This is a genomic window from Isoptericola sp. NPDC060185, from assembly GCF_042728595.1.
GTDB lineage: Bacteria > Actinomycetota > Actinomycetes > Actinomycetales > Cellulomonadaceae > Isoptericola.
Map to the genome: position 1 here is coordinate 1 of NZ_JBHWYY010000073.1, position 20,122 is coordinate 20,122.

18 protein-coding genes and 1 pseudogene are annotated in these 20,122 nt (G+C 74.0%); 14 read left to right on the forward strand and 5 right to left on the reverse strand.

The genetic code is table 11. The features are described from left to right. Positions 1-34: 34 nt before the first annotated feature. Entirely contained in the window at positions 35-1,273 is a 1,239-nt protein-coding gene (locus ACFWDO_RS17560; RefSeq protein ID WP_380326629.1) for a winged helix DNA-binding domain-containing protein, read from the reverse strand. 106 nt (positions 1,274-1,379) lie between these two features. Here ACFWDO_RS17560 and ACFWDO_RS17565 point away from each other — a divergent pair, with 106 nt between their 5' ends. From ACFWDO_RS17565 to ACFWDO_RS17610, 10 genes and pseudogenes are all read left to right on the forward strand, one after another. After that, on the forward strand, positions 1,380-2,114 hold the full coding sequence (locus tag ACFWDO_RS17565; RefSeq protein ID WP_380326632.1) for a response regulator transcription factor: 735 nt from the start codon (positions 1,380-1,382) through the stop codon (positions 2,112-2,114). Further along, complete coding sequence (locus tag ACFWDO_RS17570; protein WP_380326635.1) at positions 2,111-3,712, forward strand: sensor histidine kinase; 1,602 nt, start codon at positions 2,111-2,113, stop codon at positions 3,710-3,712. Before ACFWDO_RS17565 ends, ACFWDO_RS17570 begins: the two co-directional genes overlap by 4 nt. A 114-nt stretch (positions 3,713-3,826) precedes the next feature. Next, positions 3,827-4,531: a hypothetical protein gene (locus ACFWDO_RS17575; protein ID WP_380347082.1), complete on the forward strand. Its 705-nt coding sequence runs from the start codon at positions 3,827-3,829 to the stop codon at positions 4,529-4,531. A gap of 104 nt (positions 4,532-4,635) precedes the next feature. After that, positions 4,636-4,890 (forward strand): annotated as a pseudogene (locus tag ACFWDO_RS17580) (WXG100 family type VII secretion target); the annotation flags it as partial. Between the two features lie 251 nt (positions 4,891-5,141). After that, complete coding sequence (gene tsf / locus ACFWDO_RS17585; RefSeq protein WP_380347084.1) at positions 5,142-5,981, forward strand: translation elongation factor Ts; 840 nt, start codon at positions 5,142-5,144, stop codon at positions 5,979-5,981. A gap of 229 nt (positions 5,982-6,210) precedes the next feature. Continuing rightward, a complete protein-coding gene (pyrH, locus tag ACFWDO_RS17590; protein WP_380326771.1) occupies positions 6,211-6,978 on the forward strand; it encodes a UMP kinase in 768 nt (255 codons plus the stop codon). A 67-nt stretch (positions 6,979-7,045) separates the two neighbouring features. Continuing rightward, a complete protein-coding gene (frr, locus tag ACFWDO_RS17595) occupies positions 7,046-7,603 on the forward strand; it encodes a ribosome recycling factor (RefSeq protein WP_380326774.1) in 558 nt (185 codons plus the stop codon). Between the two features lie 2 nt (positions 7,604-7,605). Continuing rightward, the gene (locus ACFWDO_RS17600) at positions 7,606-8,499 is read left to right on the forward strand and encodes a phosphatidate cytidylyltransferase (RefSeq protein ID WP_380326777.1); all 894 of its coding nucleotides are present in this window, start codon (positions 7,606-7,608) and stop codon (positions 8,497-8,499) included. Positions 8,500-8,509: 10 nt separating this feature from the next. After that, positions 8,510-9,697 carry a 23S rRNA (adenine(2503)-C(2))-methyltransferase RlmN gene (gene rlmN / locus ACFWDO_RS17605; protein WP_380326780.1) on the forward strand — a complete coding sequence of 396 codons (1,188 nt, stop codon included), beginning with the start codon at positions 8,510-8,512 and terminating at the stop codon, positions 9,695-9,697. Next, a complete protein-coding gene (locus ACFWDO_RS17610) occupies positions 9,694-10,245 on the forward strand; it encodes a DivIVA domain-containing protein (RefSeq protein WP_380326783.1) in 552 nt (183 codons plus the stop codon). Before rlmN ends, ACFWDO_RS17610 begins: the two co-directional genes overlap by 4 nt. A 101-nt stretch (positions 10,246-10,346) precedes the next feature. On the opposite strand, the gene ACFWDO_RS17615 is transcribed toward ACFWDO_RS17610, so the two are convergent. Further along, entirely contained in the window at positions 10,347-10,745 is a 399-nt protein-coding gene (locus ACFWDO_RS17615; protein WP_380320480.1) for a MerR family transcriptional regulator, read from the reverse strand. Between the two features lie 89 nt (positions 10,746-10,834). On the opposite strand from ACFWDO_RS17615, the gene ACFWDO_RS17620 reads away from it, so the two are divergent. Next, on the forward strand, positions 10,835-12,115 hold the full coding sequence (locus tag ACFWDO_RS17620; protein ID WP_380320483.1) for an MFS transporter: 1,281 nt from the start codon (positions 10,835-10,837) through the stop codon (positions 12,113-12,115). A 46-nt stretch (positions 12,116-12,161) separates the two neighbouring features. Here the strand turns inward: ACFWDO_RS17620 and ACFWDO_RS17625 are convergent, their stop codons facing one another. After that, a complete protein-coding gene (locus ACFWDO_RS17625; RefSeq protein WP_380320486.1) occupies positions 12,162-12,932 on the reverse strand; it encodes a hypothetical protein in 771 nt (256 codons plus the stop codon). 214 nt (positions 12,933-13,146) lie between these two features. Between ACFWDO_RS17625 and dxr the strand changes: the two genes are divergently transcribed. Both dxr and ACFWDO_RS17635 read left to right on the forward strand, forming a co-directional pair. After that, positions 13,147-14,334 carry a 1-deoxy-D-xylulose-5-phosphate reductoisomerase gene (dxr, locus tag ACFWDO_RS17630; protein WP_380320489.1) on the forward strand — a complete coding sequence of 396 codons (1,188 nt, stop codon included), beginning with the start codon at positions 13,147-13,149 and terminating at the stop codon, positions 14,332-14,334. 68 nt (positions 14,335-14,402) lie between these two features. Further along, on the forward strand, positions 14,403-15,725 hold the full coding sequence (locus ACFWDO_RS17635) for a M50 family metallopeptidase (protein ID WP_380320492.1): 1,323 nt from the start codon (positions 14,403-14,405) through the stop codon (positions 15,723-15,725). 7 nt (positions 15,726-15,732) lie between these two features. On the opposite strand, the gene ACFWDO_RS17640 is transcribed toward ACFWDO_RS17635, so the two are convergent. After that, positions 15,733-18,108 (reverse strand): glycosyltransferase, encoded by a 2,376-nt coding sequence (locus ACFWDO_RS17640; RefSeq protein ID WP_380320495.1) that lies wholly within the window; start codon positions 18,106-18,108, stop codon positions 15,733-15,735. A 133-nt stretch (positions 18,109-18,241) separates the two neighbouring features. Between ACFWDO_RS17640 and ACFWDO_RS17645 the strand changes: the two genes are divergently transcribed. Next, positions 18,242-19,027, forward strand: coding sequence for a DeoR/GlpR family DNA-binding transcription regulator (locus tag ACFWDO_RS17645; RefSeq protein ID WP_380320498.1), 786 nt, complete (start codon positions 18,242-18,244; stop codon positions 19,025-19,027). 27 nt (positions 19,028-19,054) lie between these two features. Here the strand turns inward: ACFWDO_RS17645 and ACFWDO_RS17650 are convergent, their stop codons facing one another. Further along, complete coding sequence (locus tag ACFWDO_RS17650; RefSeq protein ID WP_380320501.1) at positions 19,055-19,897, reverse strand: ketose-bisphosphate aldolase; 843 nt, start codon at positions 19,895-19,897, stop codon at positions 19,055-19,057. Positions 19,898-20,122 lie beyond the last annotated feature (225 nt).

The window sequence follows — 20,122 nt, forward strand, 5'->3', positions numbered from 1 at the left end:
CACTGAAACAGGGCCAAACGCCCGCTCACAACACTCAGGTGGTCAGCAGTTCCTTGTAGAGCGGGGTCGTGTACCCGGGCGTGAAGGTGCTGCCCGCCAGGAGCGTGCCGAGCCGCTCCGCCTCGGCGGCGACCGCGGCCTCGCCGGCCGACCCGACGTCCTCGAGCAGCCGCCACGCGACCTCGCCGTCGGGCCGCACGATCCACAGCCCGACGATCCGCCCCTGCCACCACACCGTGGCGCCCGCGTTGCCGGCGCTGTCGAAGAGCTGGTCGCGGTGCGCGCCCAGGTACCAGTCGCGGGCGGTCCAGCCCATCGTGGTGGGGTCCAGGGTGGGTAGCAGCGCGGCATGACCGGCGACGACGTCGTCCAGGTCGAGGTCCGCGTCCAGGTCGGTGTCTCGCAGCATGACGCCGTCGGTGACGACGGCGTCCCCGCCCGGCACGCCGACCTCCACCTCGACGTCGCGCACGTCGAGGGCCGCGACGGCGCGCCGGGCCTGACCGAGGTTCCACCCCGTCCACCACCTGAGGTCGGCCACGGTGGCGGGACCGAACGCCTCCAGCCACGCCCGGGCGAGCTCGACGCGCGCCGCCTCCTCGTCCAGGTCGGGGATGCCGTCCGGGAACCAGTCGCTCATCGGCGACCACACGTGCCGCGGCGACGTCCACGCCCCGCGCGGCTCGCCCCGCACGACGGAACCCTCCGCGGAGAGCACCGACAGCAGCGGCGACGTCATGGTGCGGCGCACGTCCCAGGCCTTGTCCGTGGTGGGCAGGAAGGCGGTGCGCAGCAGCGGCGCCGCTCTCGAGAGCTCGGCGCCGTCGAGCGGGCCGGCGGCCAGGGCTGCGTGCACCTGCGCCTCGGCCGCCGCGAGCAGGGCCTCCGGGTCCTCGACCGCGGGGTCCGTGGGGAGCGTCGCCAGCTCCTTGAGCAGCCGCGTGCGCAGCCGGCGACCGACCGCCGCGGACGCGGCGGCGTGGATCACCGGCACGGTCTCGCGCGGCACCACGAACATGGTGCGGCGCATCCCCAGCACCTTGACGAGGCTGCGCCGCTCGAACAGCGCGTCGCGCACGTCGTCGAGCGTGACGCCCCGCGTCCGGGCGAGCACGGCGAGGTGCACGCTGGGCGTGTCCGTCGCGTGCAGCGCGACGAGCCTCCGGGTGACCTCCTCGGGCGTCGTCGCGGCCGGCCCGCCCGGCCCGTCGACACCGAGCGCGAGCTGCCGCACGACCAGGCGCCGCCGGCGCTGCTCCCCCGTGATCCGCACCCGCCCATCATGGGGCGCACCACCCACACGCGCGGCCGTGCCGGGCGCCAGGACCGTCCTAGCCCGTTCCCAGGCAACGCTCAGAGCCCGGTCGCACACTGAAGTCATGAGCGCACCCGAAGCACGTCTCGTCGTCGTGGACGACGAGCCCAACATCCGCGAGCTGCTGTCCACGTCCCTGCGTTTCGCCGGGTTCGAGGTCCACGCCGCCGGTGACGGGAACGGGGCGCTGCAGCTCGTCCGCGACGTCGAGCCCGACCTCGTCGTGCTCGACGTGATGCTGCCCGACATGGACGGCTTCACCGTGACCCGCCGCATGCGCTCCACCGGCCGGCACACCCCCGTGCTGTTCCTCACCGCCCGCGACGACACGCAGGACAAGGTGCAGGGGCTCACCGTCGGCGGGGACGACTACGTCACCAAGCCCTTCAGCCTGGAGGAGGTCGTGGCCCGCATCCGCGCCGTGCTGCGCCGCACCCACGCGGGCGAGCCCGAGGACGACGCCGTCCTGCGGGTCGGTGACCTGGAGCTCGACGAGGACTCGCACGAGGTGCGCCGCGCCGGCGTGGAGATCGACCTCTCCCCCACCGAGTTCAAGCTGCTGCGCTACCTCATGCTCAACGCCGGTCGCGTGCTGTCCAAGGCGCAGATCCTCGACCACGTGTGGCAGTACGACTGGGGCGGCGACGCCAACATCGTCGAGTCCTACATCTCCTACCTGCGCCGCAAGATCGACAACCTCACCGTCACCGGCCCCGACGGGGAGGACGCCAGCCTGCCTCCCCTCATCCACACCAAGCGGGGCGTGGGCTACCTGCTCCGGGCGCCGCAGGCGCGATGACGTCCCCCACCCCCGGCACGACGGCGGACGGCCGGGCCCTGCCCGCCGACCCGCGGTCGGCCCCGCCCGCACCCCCGTCCGACGGCGAGGCCGCCCCCGCCACGGGCGGCCCGACCGGTCGCGCGCACTGGTCGTGGGTCGAGCGCCTGCCGCTGCGCACGCGGCTCGTCGTGATCACCGTGCTGGTGCTGGCGGCAGGGCTGATCCTGTCCGCGGTCGTGACACGGACGGTCGTGTCCGGGTTCCTCGTCGACCAGGTCGACCAGCAGCTCAGGCAGTCGGCCACCGGCCTGGCCAAACTCACGCTGCAACAGTCCGACTCGCCCACGTCCGGTCCCCCGACCGACTACGTCGTCATCTTCCGCGACTCGACCGGCGAGATCAGCAGCGACCCGATCGGGTGGCCGCCGAACATCGAGAAGTACGGGACCCCCGAGATCCCGACCGAGACCTACGCCGAGGTCCGCGAACGACACGGCGAACCGTTCACGGTGGACGGAACCGGGGGCGACACACCCACCGACTGGCGCGTGGCACCCCTCACCTTCAGCGACGGTTCCACCAAGGGGTCCGCCTACGTCGCGCTGCCGCTGGCCGGCGTGCAGCAGACCGTCACCTACCTCACGCGCTCCTTGTTGTTCTCGGCGCTCGGCATCGTGCTGCTGGGCGGCGCGATCTCGTTCGTCCTGGTGCATCGCTCGCTGCGGCCGCTGCGGGAGATCGAGACGACTGCGGCATCCATCGCCGCGGGCGACCTGTCCCAGCGCGTCCCGGAGCGGCCGACGTCGACCGAGGTGGGCTCGTTGTCCGCGTCGCTGAACACGATGCTGGCCCAGATCGAGCGGGCGTTCTCCGCCCAGGAGGAGTCGGAGCGGCGCATGCGCCGGTTCGTCTCCGACGCCAGCCACGAGCTGCGCACGCCGCTCGCCACGGTCAAGGGCTACGGCGAGCTGTACCGGATGGGCGCGCTCGACACGCCCGCCAAGGTCGACGACACCATGGAGCGCATCGAGGACTCGGCGCGCCGCATGAGCACGCTGGTCAACGACCTCCTCGTCCTCGCCCGCCTCGACGAGGGCCGCCCGATGCGGCACGAGCCCGTGCACCTGGTGACCATGGCCCGCGACGCCGCTCAGGACCTGCACGCCCTGGATCCGACGCGCGAGGTCCACGTGACGGGGCTGGCCGCCGGGGCGGCCCCGCCGTCGGACGTCGTCGTGACCGGCGACGCCGACCGGCTGCGCCAGGTCCTCACCAACCTCGTGGGGAACGTGGCGCGACACACACCGGCCGGCTCCCCGGCCGAGGTCGCCGTGGGCCGGGCACCCGACGGCGCGGCCGTGCTCGAGGTGCGTGACCACGGCGCCGGCATCTCCCCGGAGCAGGCGAAGCGGGTGTTCGAGCGGTTCTACCGCGCCGACTCGTCGCGCAACCGCGAGTCCGGCGGGTCCGGGCTGGGCATGGCGATCGTCGCCGCGATCGTCGGCGCGCACCAGGGGCACGTCTCCGTGCGCGAGACCCCGGGCGGGGGGATGACGGTGCGAGTACTGCTCCCGGCGGCGGACGGCTACGATGGCGCGTCGTCCTCCTCCGCCTGAACGGGATACCGGTCCGGCGGAGCACGCCCGCGCTGCGGTGTCGCCGCCCGGTCGTAGTCTGACGAGGAGGACAGTCCGAGTCCCGCGACCGAAGGTCTGATAGCGATGGGCGTCATGAGCGCCGACGCGCCCCAGTGGTTCCTCTCCGCGTTCGTCCGTACCTGCCACGGGGCGGGTGCCACGGCCGACGAGGCGGAGATCCGAGCCGTCGGGGAGGACCTCCTCGAGCGGTGGTCCGCCCCGGACCGGCGCTTCCACAACCTCCGCCACCTGGCCGACGTCCTGCACCGCGTGGACGAGCTGTCCCAGGAGACCCACGAGCCCGACCTCGTCCGGCTCGCGGCCTGGTACCACGGCGCCGTCTTCGACGCGACGCGCAAGGTCGCCCAGGCGACTCAGGGCGGCGAGCAGACGACCGTCAGCGCGAACCTCGCGCGCACGCAGCTCACGGAGCTCGGCCTGCCGGCCGTCGCCGTCGCGCGCACCGCGCGGCTCGTCGACTCGATCGACCGCCACAAGCCGTTGCCCGACGACGTCGACTCCGCGGTGCTGAACGACGCCGACCTCGCGATGCTGGCGTCCGAGCCGCAGCGGTACAAGGAGTACATGGCGAACGTGCGGGCCGAGTACTCGCACATCCCGCTGCCGGACTACCTCGACGCCCGCATCCGCGTGCTGCAGAAGCTGCTGCAGCGCCCGTCCCTGTACCGCAGCCCGATGGGCGCGGCGTGGGAGGAGCCGGCGCGGCAGAACCTCGACGGCGAACTGCACCGCCTCCTCAAGGAGCGGCGCCTGCTGGAGGAGAAGCCCGCCTCCTGACCCCGGTTCTCCACAGGCCTGTGGAGGACGGCGGCCCGGCCTCCGCGCGCTCCGTAGCGTCGACCTCGGCATCCCCCAGGGGACACGGCGACGAAGGAGGACACGTGCGGTACGAGGTCGACAGCGAGCGGGTCGCGCAGGCGAGCGCGGCGGTGAACGGGTCCGTGGCGGCCATCCGCTCCGAGGTGGGGGCGATGATGCGGCACCTGCAGGACCTGCAGTCCAGCTGGCACGGCGGCGCGGCGACGCAGTTCGCCGGCGTCATGGGCCAGTGGCAGGCCACGCAGACCCAGGTGGAGGCGGCGCTCGACGCCGTGACGGCGGCCCTGTCGTCGGCGTCGCGCACCTACGCGGACGCCGAGGCCCAGGCCACCCCGCACGTCTCCGCCCCCCGACCCCCCCAGCACCACGACGCCCCCCCCCCCCCCCCCCGGGGCCCCCCCCCCCTTTCTGGCCCGCGGCGGCGCGGGCGGCGCACCCCACGCTTTGCGGGGGTTTGTTGTCGGGGGGCGGGGGCCGGGCGGGACCCCCCCCGGCGACCCCGCACGCCCCTTCCGCCCGGCGCCCCGTCCGGGGCCGGGCGGATCTCGAACCAGCACGGAGGACCCCCATGGCGAACTACACCGCCGCTGACATCAAGGCGCTCCGCGAGCGCACCGGTGCCGGCATGCTCGACGTCAAGAAGGCGCTCGACGAGGCCGACGGCAACGCCGAGCAGGCGATCGAGATCATCCGCAAGAAGGGCCTGGCGCGCGCCGCCAAGCGCGAGGGCAACGCGACCACCGAGGGCCTCGTGGCCGTCAAGGTCGAGGACGCCGCCGCCGGCCAGGTCGCCACGATGATCGAGCTCGACGCCGAGACGGACTTCGTCGTCAAGAACGCGACGTTCGTCGCGCTCGCCGACTCGGTGCTCGAGGCCGCCGCCGCCGCGGGTGCCACGGACGCCGAGTCCGCGCTCGCCGCCCCGGCCGCCGAGGGCACCGTCGCCGACGCGATCGCCGCGCAGGGTGCCACCCTGGGCGAGAAGATCGTGCTGCGCCGCGTGGCCCGCCTCGAGGCGCCGAAGGTCACGACCTACCTGCACAAGACCGCCAAGGACCTGCCGCCGTCGATCGGCGTGCTCGTCGCCACGGACGACGCGGCCGAGCCCGTCGCCAAGGACGTCGCGCAGCACATCGCGGCCCTGGCCCCGCGGTTCCTGTCCCGTGAGGACGTCCCGGCGGACGTCGTCGAGAAGGAGCGCGAGATCGCGCGCGAGGTTTCGATCGCCGAGGGCAAGCCCGAGGCCGCTCTGCCGAAGATCGTCGAGGGTCGCCTCAACGGCTTCTTCAAGGACGCGGTCCTCGTGGACCAGCCCCTGGCCAAGGACACGAAGACGACGGTCGCCAAGCACGTCGCCACCACCGGCGGCAACCTGCTGGGCTTCGTCCGCTTCCGCGTCGGCAGCTGACAGCCGCCTGCGTCCAGGCCCGACCGCACCGTGCGCGGTGCGGTCGGGCCTGTCGCATACCCACCCGCGCCGGCTGACGGGGCGGGATCCGGCGTCCGGTGCCAGGATGCGCGGAGGGTGACCACCTTCGGTCGGGCGGCGCGGGCCCGACCACGCCCGCGGCGTCGAGCGCCGCGCGGCGACGCAGGACATGCCGACGAGGCATGCGGAACAGACCGAGAGAGCGACGGTGACGCACGTGACCGAGACCAACCAGACCGAGCCGACCGCCGCGGCGGGCGAGGACGCACCGGCACGCCGGGTGCTGCTGAAGCTCTCCGGCGAGACCTTCGGCGGCGGCAGCGTGGGCCTGGCCACCGACGTCGTGCGCCGCATCGCCCAGGAGATCGGCGACGCCGTCCGCCAGGGCGTGCAGGTCGCGATCGTCTCCGGCGGGGGCAACTTCTTCCGCGGTGCCGAGCTGTCCCGGGCGGGCCTGGACCGTGCCCGCGCCGACTACATGGGCATGCTCGGCACGGTGATGAACTGCCTGGCGCTGCAGGACTTCCTGGAGCAGGACGGCGTGACCACCCGCGTGCAGACGGCGATCACCATGGGGCAGGTCGCGGAGCCGTACATCCCCCTGCGGGCGATCCGTCACCTCGAGAAGGGGCGCGTCGTGATCTTCGGCGCCGGGGCGGGCATGCCGTACTTCTCCACCGACACGGTGTCGGTGCAGCGCGCCCTGGAGACGCACTGCGACGAGGTCCTCATGGGCAAGAACGGTGTCGACGCCGTCTACTCCGCGGATCCGCGCACGAACCCGGACGCCGAGCGGCTCGAGCACCTGACCTACACCGACGCCCTGGTGCGCGGCCTGAACGTGATGGACGCGACCGCGCTCTCGCTGTGCCGGGACAACGACGTGCGCATGCGCGTCTTCGGCCTCGAGGAGCCGGGTAACGTGACCCGCGCGCTGCTGGGCGACAAGATCGGCACGCTGGTCACCACGCACTGACGCTGCGCGGTACCGAGCACGACCCACCGACGAGCACGACGAGCACGACGACGAGAATGGAGCACCGGTGATCGACGACACCCTCCTCGAGGCCGAGGAGAAGATGGACAGGGCGATCGAGGTCGCCAAGGAGGACTTCGCAGGCATCCGCACCGGCCGTGCGAACGCCGGCATGTTCTCGAAGATCACCGTGGACTACTACGGCGCGCCCACGCCGCTGCAGCAGCTCGCGTCGTTCAACATCCCGGACGCGCGCACGGTGCTCATCTCCCCGTTCGACAAGGGCTCGATGACGACGATCGAGAAGGCGCTCCGCGAGTCCGACCTCGGCGTCAACCCGTCGAACGACGGCAACGCGATCCGCATCGTCATGCCCGCCCTCACGGAGGAGCGCCGCCGCGACTACGTGAAGATGGCGAAGACGAAGGCGGAGGACGCCCGCATCTCCGTGCGCAACGTCCGCCGCAAGGCCAAGGAGGAGCTGGACCGCATCGTCAAGGACGGCGAGGCCGGCGAGGACGAGGTGGCCCGTGCCGAGAAGGAGCTGGAGTCGCTGACGAAGAAGCACGTCGACGCGATCGACGTGCTGCTCGCCGGCAAGGAGAGCGAGCTGCTCGAGGTCTGATGGTGACCCATCCCCTCGAACCGGGCGAGGACGCGTCCCCGCTCGATCCGGCCACCGGCGGTGCCACAGGCCCGACCTCGTCGCGCGCGGGCCGCAACCTGCCCGCGGCGATCACCGTCGGGGTGCTCCTGCTCCTCGGCGTGGCGGCGTCGCTGTGGTTCCGACCGGAGCCGTTCGTGGCGGTCGCGGCCGTCGCGGTGGGCGCGGCGCTCTGGGAGCTGCGCCAGGCGTTCGCGCGGCGCGACATCCGGCTGCCCATGCTCCCGCTCCTGGTGGGCGGCGTCGGCATGGTGGTCTCGGCATACACGTCGGGGCCCGAGGCGCTGCTGGTCGCGTACGTCCTGACGGTGGGTGCAGTGGTCGTCTGGCGGGTGCTGGACGGCCCGGGGCCGCAGGCCCTGCGCGACTCGGCGGCAGCCGTGTTCGCGGCGACGTACGTGCCGTTCCTCGCGGGCTTCGTGCTCCTGATGCTGGCGCAGCCGGACGGCGAGCTGCGCGTCGCGCTGTTCATCCTGCTCGCCGTCGCGAACGACACCGGCGGCTACATCGCCGGAGTGACGATGGGCCGCCACCCGCTGGCGCCCACCGTGAGCCCGAAGAAGACGTGGGAGGGCCTGGCGGGATCGGTCGTCCTCGCCACGGCGGTGGGCGTCGCGGGCGCGGTGCTCGCCCTCGGCGCCAGCCCGCTGCTCGGCGTCCTCCTCGGGGTCCTCACCGCGATCACGGCCACGGTGGGCGACCTCGCCGAGTCGCTCATCAAGCGCGACCTAGAATTGAAGGACATGGGTTCGCTGCTCCCGGGCCACGGGGGCGTGCTGGACCGCCTCGACTCGCTGGTCGTCACCGCACCGTTCGTGTACCTCGTGCTCACCATGGCGCCGTCCGGCGCCCTGTAAGGAACCTGTCATGCCCCCCACCCCCACCCGCGCGGCGACGTCCGGCACCGACCTCGGGATCCCCGCGGTCCGGCCGGGCGACGAGACCGCACCCCTCCCGCTGCAGATGGCGCCGCGCCGGCGGGGCAAGCCGCCGAAGCACTTCGCCGACCTCACGCCGGCGGAGCGCGTCGCGTCGATGGAGGCGATGGGGGAGAAGCCGTTCCGGGCCAAGCAGCTCGCCACGCACTACTTCCAGCACTACACGTCCGACCCGGAGCAGATGACCGACCTGCCGGCGAAGACGCGCGAGGCCATCGCGACCACGATGTTCCCGCCGCTCATCCGCCCCACACGCCGCCTCGAGGCCGACGGGGGCACGACGGTCAAGACGCTGTGGCACCTGTTCGACGACGCCAAGGTCGAGTCGGTGCTCATGCGCTACCCGCACCGGACCACGCTGTGCGTGTCGTCCCAGGCGGGCTGCGGCATGGCGTGCCCGTTCTGCGCGACGGGGCAGCTCGGCCTCACCCGCAACCTCTCGACGGCGGAGATCCTCGAGCAGGTGCGCGCCGCGAACCGGTCGCTCGCGGAGGGCGAGATCCCCGGCGGTCCCACGCGCCTGAACAACCTCGTGTTCATGGGCATGGGCGAGCCGCTGGCGAACCCGAAGGCGGTCTTCGAGACGGTGCGCGCGCTGGTCGCGCCGCAGCCCGAGGGTTTCGGCATGTCGGCGCGCAACATCACCGTCTCCACGGTGGGTCTGGTGCCCGCGATCGAGAAGCTGACGAAGCTCGAGATCCCGGTGACCCTGGCGCTCAGCCTGCACGCGCCCGACGACGACCTGCGCAGCGAGCTCGTGCCGATCAACACCCGCTGGAGCGTGGACGAGGCGCTCGACGCCGCCCGACGCTACTTCGAGGTCACGGGCCGCCGCGTGTCGATCGAGTACGCGCTCATCAAGGACATGAACGACCACGGCTGGCGCGCCGACCTGCTGGGGGAGAAGCTCAACGCCCGCGGTCGCGGCTGGGTGCACGTCAACCCCATCCCGCTCAACCCCACGCCCGGCTCGATCTGGACCGCGAGCGAGCGTGATGTCGAGGACGAGTTTGTGGCACGCTTGCGCGGGCACGGCATCCCCACCACGATCCGTGACACCCGCGGGAGCGACATCGACGGCGCCTGCGGGCAGCTGGCTGCGGAGGAGGACGAGTGAGCGCACTGTTCAGCACGGTGTCCGCGATGCGCACCGGGTACGACCGCGACGAGGTCGAGGACTTCTTCGACCACGCGCGGCAGGCCTACGAGGGACGCACCGCGGAGCCCCTGTCGCACGCCGACATCCAGGTGTCGACGTTCGACCTGGTGCGCGGCGGGTACGACACGCACGAGGTCGACGCGGCGCTGGACCGGCTGGAGGCGGCGTTCATCGCGCGCCAGCGCGCCGAGTACGTCGCGGCGCACGGGCAGGAGGCCTGGATGGCCGCCCTCGCCGACCGCGCCCGCACGATGTACGGGCGCCTGGGCCGGCCCGACGGCGAGAAGTTCGCCCCGGCGGAGCGTGGCGCTCAGGGTTACGACACCGACGACGTGGACGCGCTGTGCGACCGGCTCGTCGCGTACTTCGACCGCCAGGAGCCGCTGACGTCGTCCGAGATCCGCTCGGCCACGTTCAGCCGCGCCAAGGGCGCGGACGCGTACGCCGAGGGCCCGGTGGACCGGTTCTTCGCCCGCGCGATCGAGGTGCTGCTCGGGGTCGAGTGACCTCGGCACCCGCATCGACGCGCGCCCGCAGGGGCCGCCGACCTCCGGGTCGGCGGCCCCTGCGCAATTCGTGATGGCCTGGGCCGTCGTGGTGGCCGGCGTCAGCCCGCCGGCGACGACGCGGCGGCCGCCTCGGACAGCAGCGCGGCGTGCTCGGTGCGGGCGAGGAATTCGCGGATCGTGTCGCGGCTTCGGGTGAGGCAGGCGATGCGGTCCTCGATGCCGCCGAGCTCGCCGGCGAGCAGCTCCGCGACGGTCCGCGGGCAGGTGGGGTGGTCCTGCGCGCTCGCGTCCTCCATGTCGAGGAGCACCTTGACGAGCCGCGTGGGGATCCCGGCGCGGACCATGCCGGCGACCCGCCCCACCCGCTCGACGTCGGCGTCGCCGTAGTCGCGGTAGCCGTTCGCCGCCCGCTCGGCCGTCAGCAGCCCCTGCTGCTCGTAGTACCGCACCAGTCGCGGCGCCACCCCGGTGCGCCGCGCCACCTCGCCGATCCGCATGCCGGCCTCCCGCCGTCGCCCGCTCGCCCCGGGCCCCGCCGCGGGGGCCCTTGACATTGACATCGATGTCAAACTCTAGCGTCGGTGGCATGACGACACCACGCCCCACCGCCCTCGTCCCCGACCGGCTGCCGTGGCCCTCCCTCCTCGTCCTCGGGGCGGCGACCTTCGCGATGGTCACCGCCGAGATGCTGCCCACCGCGGTGCTGCCGCAGATGAGCTCCGGCCTCGGGGTGCCCGAGGCGCGGACCGGCCTGCTGGTGTCGGTCTGGGCCGCCGTCGTCGTGGTCGCGAGCTTCCCCCTGGTCCGCCTCGTGCGGGGCCGGGACCGGAGGGCGGTCATCGCCGTCGCGCTGACCGTGCTCGCGGCGTCGGCGGCGGCCACTTCGCTCGCCCCGTCGTACGGCGTGGCGGTGGGCGCCAGGCTCGCGGGCGCGGCCGCCGTCGGGCTCCTGTGGGCCAGCGCCAACGCGCACGTGGCCGATCTGGTGCCCGACCGCCTCCTCGCGCGGGCCGTCGCCGTGGTGCTCGGTGGCGCGACGCTCGGCATGGTGCTCGGGACCCCGGTCGCGAGCCTCGTGGCGCGCGCCGCGGGCTGGCGCGCCGCCTTCGGCGGGCTGGCCGTCCTCACGCTCGTGGTGGCCGTCGCCGTCCGCGCGCTGGTCGCCCGGTCCTCTGCGGCTCCCGTCCCCGTCGCCGCCCGCCCGGACGGGGTGCCGGGCGGTGCGCCGGGCCGGGTGCCGGGGGCCGGTCCGATGGTCGCGGTCACCGTGGTCGTGGGCGTCCTGCTCGTCGGGCACTACGGCGCCTACACCTTTGTGACGCGGATCGTCGAGTCCCCGGCGGCCGGGATCCCCGGCGGCGTAAGCGCCCTGCTCCTGCTCTTCGGCCTGGCGTCTGCCGCGGGGGTCGTGCTGGCGGGGCGGTACGGCGCACGGACCTCGCCCGGGCTCGCCGTCGCCGCGGGCGGGACGGCGCTCTCGCTCCTCGGCCTCGCGACCGTCGACGGGCGCCCGGCGCTCGGGGTCGCCGTCATCGTGGCCTGGGGCGTGAGCTCGGGCGCGCTGCCCCCGCTCGCGCAGACCCTGATCCTGCGGCTCGGCGGCCCGGCCCGGCGCGCCACGGCGGGCGCGCTCATCCCCGTCGTGTTCAACGGGGGGATCGCCGTGGGGGCGGCGGCCGCGTCCCTCGTCGTGGCGCGGGGAGGCGTGGACGCCCTGCCGGTTCCCGCGGCGGCGGTGGTCGCGGCGACGACGGTCGCGCTCGCTGTGGGCGCCTGCAGCTGGTCCGACCGCGCGCCGTCCGGCGGCGAGCCGCGGCGGCGGCCCGGTACTCCCGCCGTCGCCGCGTCTCCCCGGGCCGGGCGGTGACCTGAACGCGGTGCCGGGTCAGGAATGCCGGGTCAGGTGTGCCGGGTCAACAGTGCCGGGCCACCGGGCGGCCGGTGCCGGTGTTGAGGTAGGCGTCCGAGACCCAGTTGCTGCGGCCGATCCTGTACCAGAGGTTCGTGGTGCCGCGGCTGCCGGAGACCCACTGCCCGCGGGAGTAGCACAGGAGCGGTACCCGGGCCGTGTTGGCGGCGAGCCCCGTGCGCGCCCGCGCGGTGCTCGGCCCGGACCGGACGTTGAGGGTGCGCCCGTTCGTCACGACGATGCCGGTGCGGGCCGAGCCCTGCCACAGATATGTGACGTCGATCCAGGCGTTGCGCGGCAGGAGCAGGCCGTGACGGTACGTGCCGTCGGCGAGGTCGATGCCCGCGGGGTTGGTGACCTTGCGCCCGTACAGGTCCCGCCCGCCGTTGTACCCGAGCCGGTACGCGGCGGAGGCCTCCGGGGTGCCCTTGGGCAGGCTGCGCGCGGCGTGCCGCGTCGAGCTCCAGTAGTCGTCGACGCTGTTCCAGGGGCCGACGTCCCACACCGGCGCGTACTCGCAGCGGGTGCTGCCCGCCCGGCACACCCGGACGGAGTACGCGCCGGAGCCCTTCGGCGAGAGAGCGCGCCGTGAGGGGAGCGCGACGAAGTGGTCGTTCTTGCGGATCTTGTGCCCGTTGGCGGTGCGCTTGCCGACCAGACCTTCGCGGGTCGCGTAGATGCGGTGTGTCTCGCCGTCGCCGTCCGCTGCGGCCGGGGCGGCAGTGGCCACGACCGAGCCGGACACGAGGACGACGAGACCGGCAAGTGCCGCCACGGGCCTCTTACCGACTATCACGCGATAAGTACGCATGTTTGCGAACGTAACCGGCCTCACACCCGTCCGCGACCGGGCGCGGACGCCTGACGTCGGGAAGTCAAGCACCGGCGCGGGTGAAGTCTGGGCATCTCCGCGGCGTGTCGCCGGGCCCGCCGGACGGCGTCGCACACCACCGCACCGCCGCCGTCGCGCGCCTGGGATGATGGGCGACATGTCCGCCGACGCACCCCGCACCGTGACACTCCTCGGCTCCACCGGCTCGATCGGCACCCAGGCGATCGACGTCGTCCAGGCGCACTCAGGGAGGTTCCGGGTCGAGGCACTGAGCGCCGGCGGCTCGGACGTCGCGCTGCTCGCCGAGCAGGTCGCCGTCACGGGCGCGCGCGCGGTCGCCGTCGCCGACGCCGGGCGGGCGGAGGACCTGCGGACCGCGCTGGCCGACCGCCTTGGCCAGGGCGCCGCGGGCGTCGAGGTGCTCGCCGGCCCCGACGCGGCCACCGAGCTCGCCGGGCGCGGCAGCGACGTCGTGCTGAACGGCATCACCGGGTCCGTCGGCCTGCGCCCCACGCTCGCGGCGCTCGCGGCCGGCTCCACGCTGGCGCTGGCGAACAAGGAGTCGCTGGTGGTGGGCGGGTCACTCGTCAAGGCCGCGGCGGCCCCCGGGCAGATCGTGCCGGTGGACTCCGAGCACTCGGCGATGGCGCAGGCCCTGCGCAGCGGCGCGCGTGCCGAGGTGCGCCGGCTGATCCTCACGGCGTCGGGCGGACCGTTCCGCGGCCGCAGCCGCGACGACATCAAGAAGGCCACGGCCGAGGAGGCGCTCGCGCACCCGACGTGGTCGATGGGACCCGTCGTGACGGTCAACTCGGCCTCCCTGATGAACAAGGGGCTCGAGCTCATCGAGGCGCACCTGCTGTTCGACGTGCCGGCGGACGACATCACCGTCGTGGTGCACCCGCAGTCGGTGGTGCACTCGATGGTCGAGTTCCGCGACGGCTCCACGATCGCGCAGGCGTCGCCGCCGGACATGCGGCTGCCGATCGCCCTCGGCCTGTCCTGGCCCGAGCGGCTGGACGTCGTGTCGCCGCCCTGCGACTGGACGCAGGCGTCGTCGTGGACGTTCGAGCCGCTCGACGAGGCGATGTTCCCCGCCGTCGGGCTGGCACGCGCCGCCGTGGCCGCCTCGGCGACGCACCCCGCCGTCTACAACGCGGCGAACGAGCAGGGCGTCGCGGCGTTCCTGGCCGGGCGCATCGGCTTCCTCGACATCGTCGAGACGGTGGAACGGGTGCTGGGCGAGCATGACGGCGTGGCCGCCGCCGACGTCACGCTCGAGGGCGTCGAGGAGGTCGAGCGCTGGGCGCGGGAGCGCGCGGACGAGATCCTCGCGCGGTCCTGACGAACCCTGCACGCGCGCGGGCACGGGGCGGCACGGCGGGTGCTCCGAGGTGACCTAGGCTCGTGGCCGTGGATCAGATTCTCGCCTGGGTGGTCGGCATCGGCGTGATGGTGGTGGGCCTCGCCCTCTCCATCGGCCTGCACGAGCTGGGCCACATGGTGCCCGCCAAGAAGTTCGGTGTGCGCGTCAGCCAGTACATGGTGGGCTTCGGGCCCACGCTGTGGTCGCGCACGAAGGGCGAGACCGAGTACGGCGTCAAGGCGATCCCGCTGGGCGGCTACGTGCGCATGGTCGGCATGATGCCGCCCGCGCCGGAGGGCGCGCGCCGCCGCGACGGCTTCTTCGGGCAGGTGATCGCCGACGCGCGCGAGGCCTCGGTGAGCGAGATCCGCCCCGGCGAGGAGCACCGCGCGTTCTACCGCCTGTCCACGCCGAAGAAGCTCGTCGTCATGCTCGGCGGGCCCGTGATGAACCTGCTGATCGCCGTGGTGCTGACCTTCGTGATCCTCGTGGGGATCGGCGCGGCGACCATCACCACCACCGTCGGCTCCGTGACGGCGTGCGTCCCGGCGTCCACCACGGCCGAGGGCGCCCCCGTGTGCGGCGCCGGCGACCCGGCGTCGCCCGCCGCCGAGGCGGGGCTGCAGCCCGGCGACGAGATCGTGGAGTGGGACGGCACGGCCGTCACGTCGTGGGACCAGCTCTCGGGGATGATCGCGGACACGCCGGACCAGGAGGTCCCGGTGGTGGTGGAGCGCGACGGCGCGCAGGTGCCGCTGACCGTCACGACCGCGGACCGTCAGGTCCCCGTGACGGACGCGGACGGCGCCGCGAAGGTCGGCGCCGACGGGCAGCCCGTGACCGAGACCGCGGGCTTCCTCGGCGTGACGCCGACGCAGGAGTACACGCCGCTGCCGTTGTCCACCGTGCCCGAGGCCGTCTGGCAGCAGGTGTCCGGCACGGCCGCCATGGTCGTCACCCTGCCGGTCCGCGTCGCCGACGCGGCGGTGCAGGCCTTCACCGACGAGCCGCGGTCGCAGGACTCGGTCCAGTCCGTGGTGGGCGTGGGGCGCATGGCGGTCGACGTCGTCGAGGCGGACCAGCCGGTCGTCACGACGCTCCAGTACCTGCTGAGCATCCTCGCGGCGCTCAACGTGGCGCTCTTCGTCTTCAACCTCATCCCGCTGCTGCCGCTGGACGGCGGGCACGTGGTGAACGCGCTGTACGAGGGCGCCAAGCGCACCGTCGCGCGCGTGCGCGGCCTGCCGCTGCCCGGCCCGGCGGACGTGGCCCGGATGATGCCGGTGGCCTACGTGATGTTCGTGCTCCTGATCGGGACCGGCGCGATCCTCATCGTCGCCGACGTGGTCGACCCGGTCCGGCTGATGTAGCCCGCCCTCAGGACGCCTTGCCGGGAGGGGCGGTCGGCTTCGTCGACGGCGTGCTCCGGTTGTCCTGCGGGTCCGTGGGGCGGTTCGACGGGGTGGGCTTCGGGTCCTGCGTCGGCTTCGACGCCTGCGTGGGCAGAGTGCCGTTCCCCGTGGTGGGCGTGGGGGACGGCGTCGGCTCGTCCGTCGGGGAGGGCGTCGGGTCCTCGGACGGGGTCGTGGTCGGCGACGGCTCGCCGGTGGGCGTCGTCGGGTCGGCCGCCTCGTCGGAGGTCCGGACCACGTCGGTGCCGTCGGTGCCGGGCGGCGTGCTCGTCGGATCGCCCTTCGGCTCGTCGGCCGCGCCCGGCCCGCGGGTCTCGGCGGGGTCGGGGAGGAGTTGGTCGGACGGCACCCGGGCCGCCTCGAGCGCCGACGGGACGCTGGGTCGCTCGGGCAGCCCGGTCGGCCACACCCCGATGACGATGACGGCCGCCATGATGCCCCCGACCGCTGCCGCGCCGCCCCACCAGGCGGTCTCCCAGCTCGCCAGGCCGCGCCGGCGGCGGCGCGCGAGGTCGTCGGGCAGGTGGCTGCGCAGGGCCGCGATGCTGTTGGCGGGGGCGAGGAGGAACCCGATGCCCTGGAGGCACAGGAGCGCCCCCACGGCCACGGCGGAGACCGTGCCCTGGGCGATCGCCACCCCGCCCACCGTGACGGCCACCAGCCCCACGACGAGCTCCGTGAGGTTCGCGCGCAGCGCGTAGGCGGCGCTGAGCTCACCCCGCTGCTTCGGGGTGCGCAGGAATACGCCCTCGCGGGCGAACAGGCCGCGCACCGACGCCGACGCGACCACCCAGCCGAGCGCCACCCACAGGCCGAACGCGCCGAGGGCGTCCCGCCATCGCGCCCCGGAGCTGCGGCGGGTGAGGACGACGGCCCGGCTGAGGCCGAGGAGCACCAGCACCACGGTGCAGAGCACGAGCACGTCGGACAGCCGGCGCACCACGGTGCCCGTCCCGAGGACGGCGTCGGCCGCGCCGAGGAGCAGGAACCCGGTGAAGATCACCGAGGCGACGTCGCCGAACCACTGGAGGCCGCCCACCAGGTAGGCCCAGCGCTGGGCGAGGGTGAGACGGTTGGCGGCGGTGGGGCGGCCGGGCAGCAGCGAGCGCCAGTGCATGCGCAGGATCTGGATTCCGCCGAAGCACCAGCGGAAGCGCTGGCGCTTGAGGGCCTCGAACGTGAGCGGCATGACGCCGCGGCCGTACGAGCGGTCGACGTGCATGCCCCGGCCGCCGGCGCGCAGCAGGCGCAGCGAGAGCTCCGCGTCCTCGGTGATGCACCACTCGTCCCAGCCGCCCTGGCCCTCGAGCGCGGCGCGCCGGATGAGGCCCATGGTGCCGCCGAAGATCGCGCCGTTGCGCTCGTTGCGGGAGGCCTGCGAGACGTCGAAGAAGTAGCTGTAGGAGTAGTACAGGCGCCGGAAGTAGGCGGAGACGTCCCAGTCGCGGTAGTCCTGCGGGGTCTGCAGGAAGCTCAGCTCGGGGTCGGCGAACATCGGCGCGCAGTCGGCGAGGAAGTCCGGCTCCACCAGGTAGTCGGCGTCGATGATGCCGATGATCTCGGCCCGCGGGTCCATGTACCGCAGGGCCAGGTTCAGGGCGCCGCTCTTGAAGCCCTCGAGGTTCTCGACGTGCAGGAACTTCAGGCGGTCGTGCGTGGCGCAGAACGCCTCGACGGGGCGCCAGAGGGACTCGTCGGTGGTGTTGTTGTCGATGACGAGGATCTCGTAGGCGTCGTAGCGCTGGCGCAGCAGCTGTCGGAGGGTCGCCACGACCATGTCCGGCGGCTCGTCGTGGGTCGGCACGTGCAGGCTGACGAACGGCCGCGCGGACCCGGTGGCGGTGTGCCGCGGGTCGACCGACGCCGGCCACTGGCGGCGCGTGAGCACGTCGACGAACTCCCACAGGTGGCCCAGGCCGATGAGGGCGACGAAGGCCTCGACGAGCCAGAGCAGCCCGCTCGCGACCGCGGCCCCCGGCGCGAGCGACGCGGTGACCGTCCAGAGACCCGTGTAGGCGAGGAACGTCACGGAGGCGAGCACGCTGAGCGCCCAGGCGGTCAGCCCGCGCACCGCCCACGACCTGCCGGCCGGCCACCACGCGAGGACGGAGCCGCCGACGACGGCGGCGGCCACCCCGGCGCGCGCGGGCGGGGCGTCCAGGAGGGTGGCCAGCACCCCGGCGGCCAGGGCGAGCCCGAGGGCGACCGCGAGGACCGTGGCCGCCGGGCGGGGCTCGGCGTGCCGGCGACGGCGGCGTCGGCCGGTGACGAGCACCAGCGCGGTGGCGGGCAGCAGGAGGGCGACGGTGACCACGAGGATCAGCCCGAGGAGCGAGAGCACCGCGACAGAGTAGTGGACCGTACGGCGGCGCCCGGCCGTGTCCGCCACCTCCGACGACCGCCGCCCCGGTAGTGTCCACAGCGGCACCGTGCGTCGCGCCCGCGCGTCGTACCCGGAACGAGGAATGGGCCCGATGACCCGGCACAGCCGCCACACGCGCATCCTGGAGCTCGCCGCCGAGCGGGGCGAGGTCACCGTCGACGAGCTGGTCGCGGAGCTCGACACGTCGCCCGCGACGGTCCGCCGCGACCTCGTGGAGCTGGCCAGCCAGCAGCTGGTCACCCGCACCCGCGGAGGGGCGCGCACCACGGCGGTCGCCTACGACCTGCCCCTGCGCTACAAGACCGCGCGCCGGGCCGACGAGAAGCACCGGATCGCCGCGCACGCCGTGTCGCTGCTGCGGCCGGGCGACGTCGTCGGGCTCAACGGCGGCACCACGACGACGATGGTGGCCGAGGGCATCGCCACGGACCCCGACCTGCAGGGGCTGCGCGACGGCGAGCGCCTCACGGTCGTGACGAACGCGGTGAACATCGCCCACGACCTCACGGTCCGCTCGCACGTGCGCATCATCGTCACGGGCGGCACGGCGCGGACTCGCTCCTACGAGCTGGTGGGGCCCCTCGCGGTGCACACGCTCACCCAGGTGACGATCGACGTCGCCTTCCTCGGGGTGGACGCGCTCGACGCCGAGCACGGCGGCATGGCCTTCCACGAGGGGGAGGCGGAGATCAGCCGCCTCATGGGCCGCGCCGCCCGGCGCACGGTCGTCGTCGCGGACTCGACCAAGCTCGGCGAGCGCGCCCTGGCCCCGTTCGCCGACCCGGCCGCGATCAGCCTCGTCGTCACGACGACGGAGGCGGACCCGGAGCAGGTCGCCGCGCTCCGGGACGCAGGCATCGAGGTGGCCGTCGTCTGACGGCCGTCGTCGGCCTGCCCGCCGTCGTCAGTCGGCGCCGCCGCCGAGCAGGCGCAGCAGCCGCGCCACCTCGTCGGCGACGGCGTCGCGGGCCGGGCCCACGTACTTCCGTGGGTCGACCAGGCGCTCGTCGGCGTCCAGGCGCTCGCGCACCGCGCGGGTGAACACGCCGTTGAGGTGCGTGGAGACGTTGATCTTGGTCATCCCGGCGCGCACGGCGCGCACCAGCTCGTCGTCGGGGACTCCGGAGGAGCCGTGCAGCACCAGCGGCACGTCGACGGCCTCGCGGAGCCGGGCGATCCGGTCGAGGTCGAGCGCGGCGGTGCGGTCGGTCATCGCGTGCGACGACCCGACGGCGACGGCGAGCGCGTCCACGCCGGTGTCGGCGACGAACGCCGCGGCCTCACCCGGGTCGGTGCGCACCCCGGGGGCGTGCACGCCGTCCTTGCCGCCGACCTCGCCGAGCTCGGCCTCCACGAACACGCCCGCGGCGTGCGCGGCGCGCACCACCTCGGCCGTGGACGCGACGTTGTCGTCGTAGGACAGGGCGGACCCGTCGTACATCACCGACGAGAAACCGAGGTCGATCGCCTCGGCCACCAGGTCGCGGTCGTCCGCGTGGTCGAGGTGCACGGACACGGGGGCGTCCGTGGCGCGGGCGAGGGCGAGGCACGCCGACCCCACGGGCGCGAGCGACCCGTGGTAGCGGACGGCGTTCTGGCTCACCTGCAGGACGACGCCCGTGCCGACGCGCTCCGCGGCGGTCACGAACGCCTCGGCGTGCTCGAGCTGGACGACGTTGAACGCGCCCACCCCCCGGCCGGCGCCGCGGGCGGGGGACAGGAGGACGTCGGTGGTGACGAGGGGCACGGGTTTCTCGTTTCGGGGTCGGAGGTCGGAGGGCGGGTGTCGGGTGTGGGGGACGCGGCGCGGTCAGGAGACGGCGACCCGCGCGCGGAGCGTCGCGACGTCCGCGGGGTCGACGTCGCCCGCGACGGGCCGCAGCACGGCGGCGGCGGACACGGCGACGGCGAGCGCGAGCCGGTCGGCCCACGGCGTCGCCGGGCCGGGCCCGGCGAGGGCGACCGCCAGCGC

Bases quoted from the DNA above. Each gene is read 5' to 3' on its own strand.
- ACFWDO_RS17565 (WP_380326632.1), top strand. From the start codon at position 1,380: ATGAGCGCACCCGAAGCACGTCTCGTCGTCGTGGACGACGAGCCCAAC.
- ACFWDO_RS17570 (WP_380326635.1), top strand. From the start codon at position 2,111: ATGACGTCCCCCACCCCCGGCACGACGGCGGACGGCCGGGCCCTGCCC.
- ACFWDO_RS17575 (WP_380347082.1), top strand. From the start codon at position 3,827: ATGAGCGCCGACGCGCCCCAGTGGTTCCTCTCCGCGTTCGTCCGTACC.
- tsf (WP_380347084.1), top strand. From the start codon at position 5,142: ATGGCGAACTACACCGCCGCTGACATCAAGGCGCTCCGCGAGCGCACC.
- rlmN (WP_380326780.1), top strand. From the start codon at position 8,510: ATGCCCCCCACCCCCACCCGCGCGGCGACGTCCGGCACCGACCTCGGG.
- ACFWDO_RS17615 (WP_380320480.1), bottom strand. From the start codon at position 10,745: ATGCGGATCGGCGAGGTGGCGCGGCGCACCGGGGTGGCGCCGCGACTG.
- ACFWDO_RS17620 (WP_380320483.1), top strand. From the start codon at position 10,835: ATGACGACACCACGCCCCACCGCCCTCGTCCCCGACCGGCTGCCGTGG.
- dxr (WP_380320489.1), top strand. From the start codon at position 13,147: ATGTCCGCCGACGCACCCCGCACCGTGACACTCCTCGGCTCCACCGGC.
- ACFWDO_RS17645 (WP_380320498.1), top strand. From the start codon at position 18,242: ATGACCCGGCACAGCCGCCACACGCGCATCCTGGAGCTCGCCGCCGAG.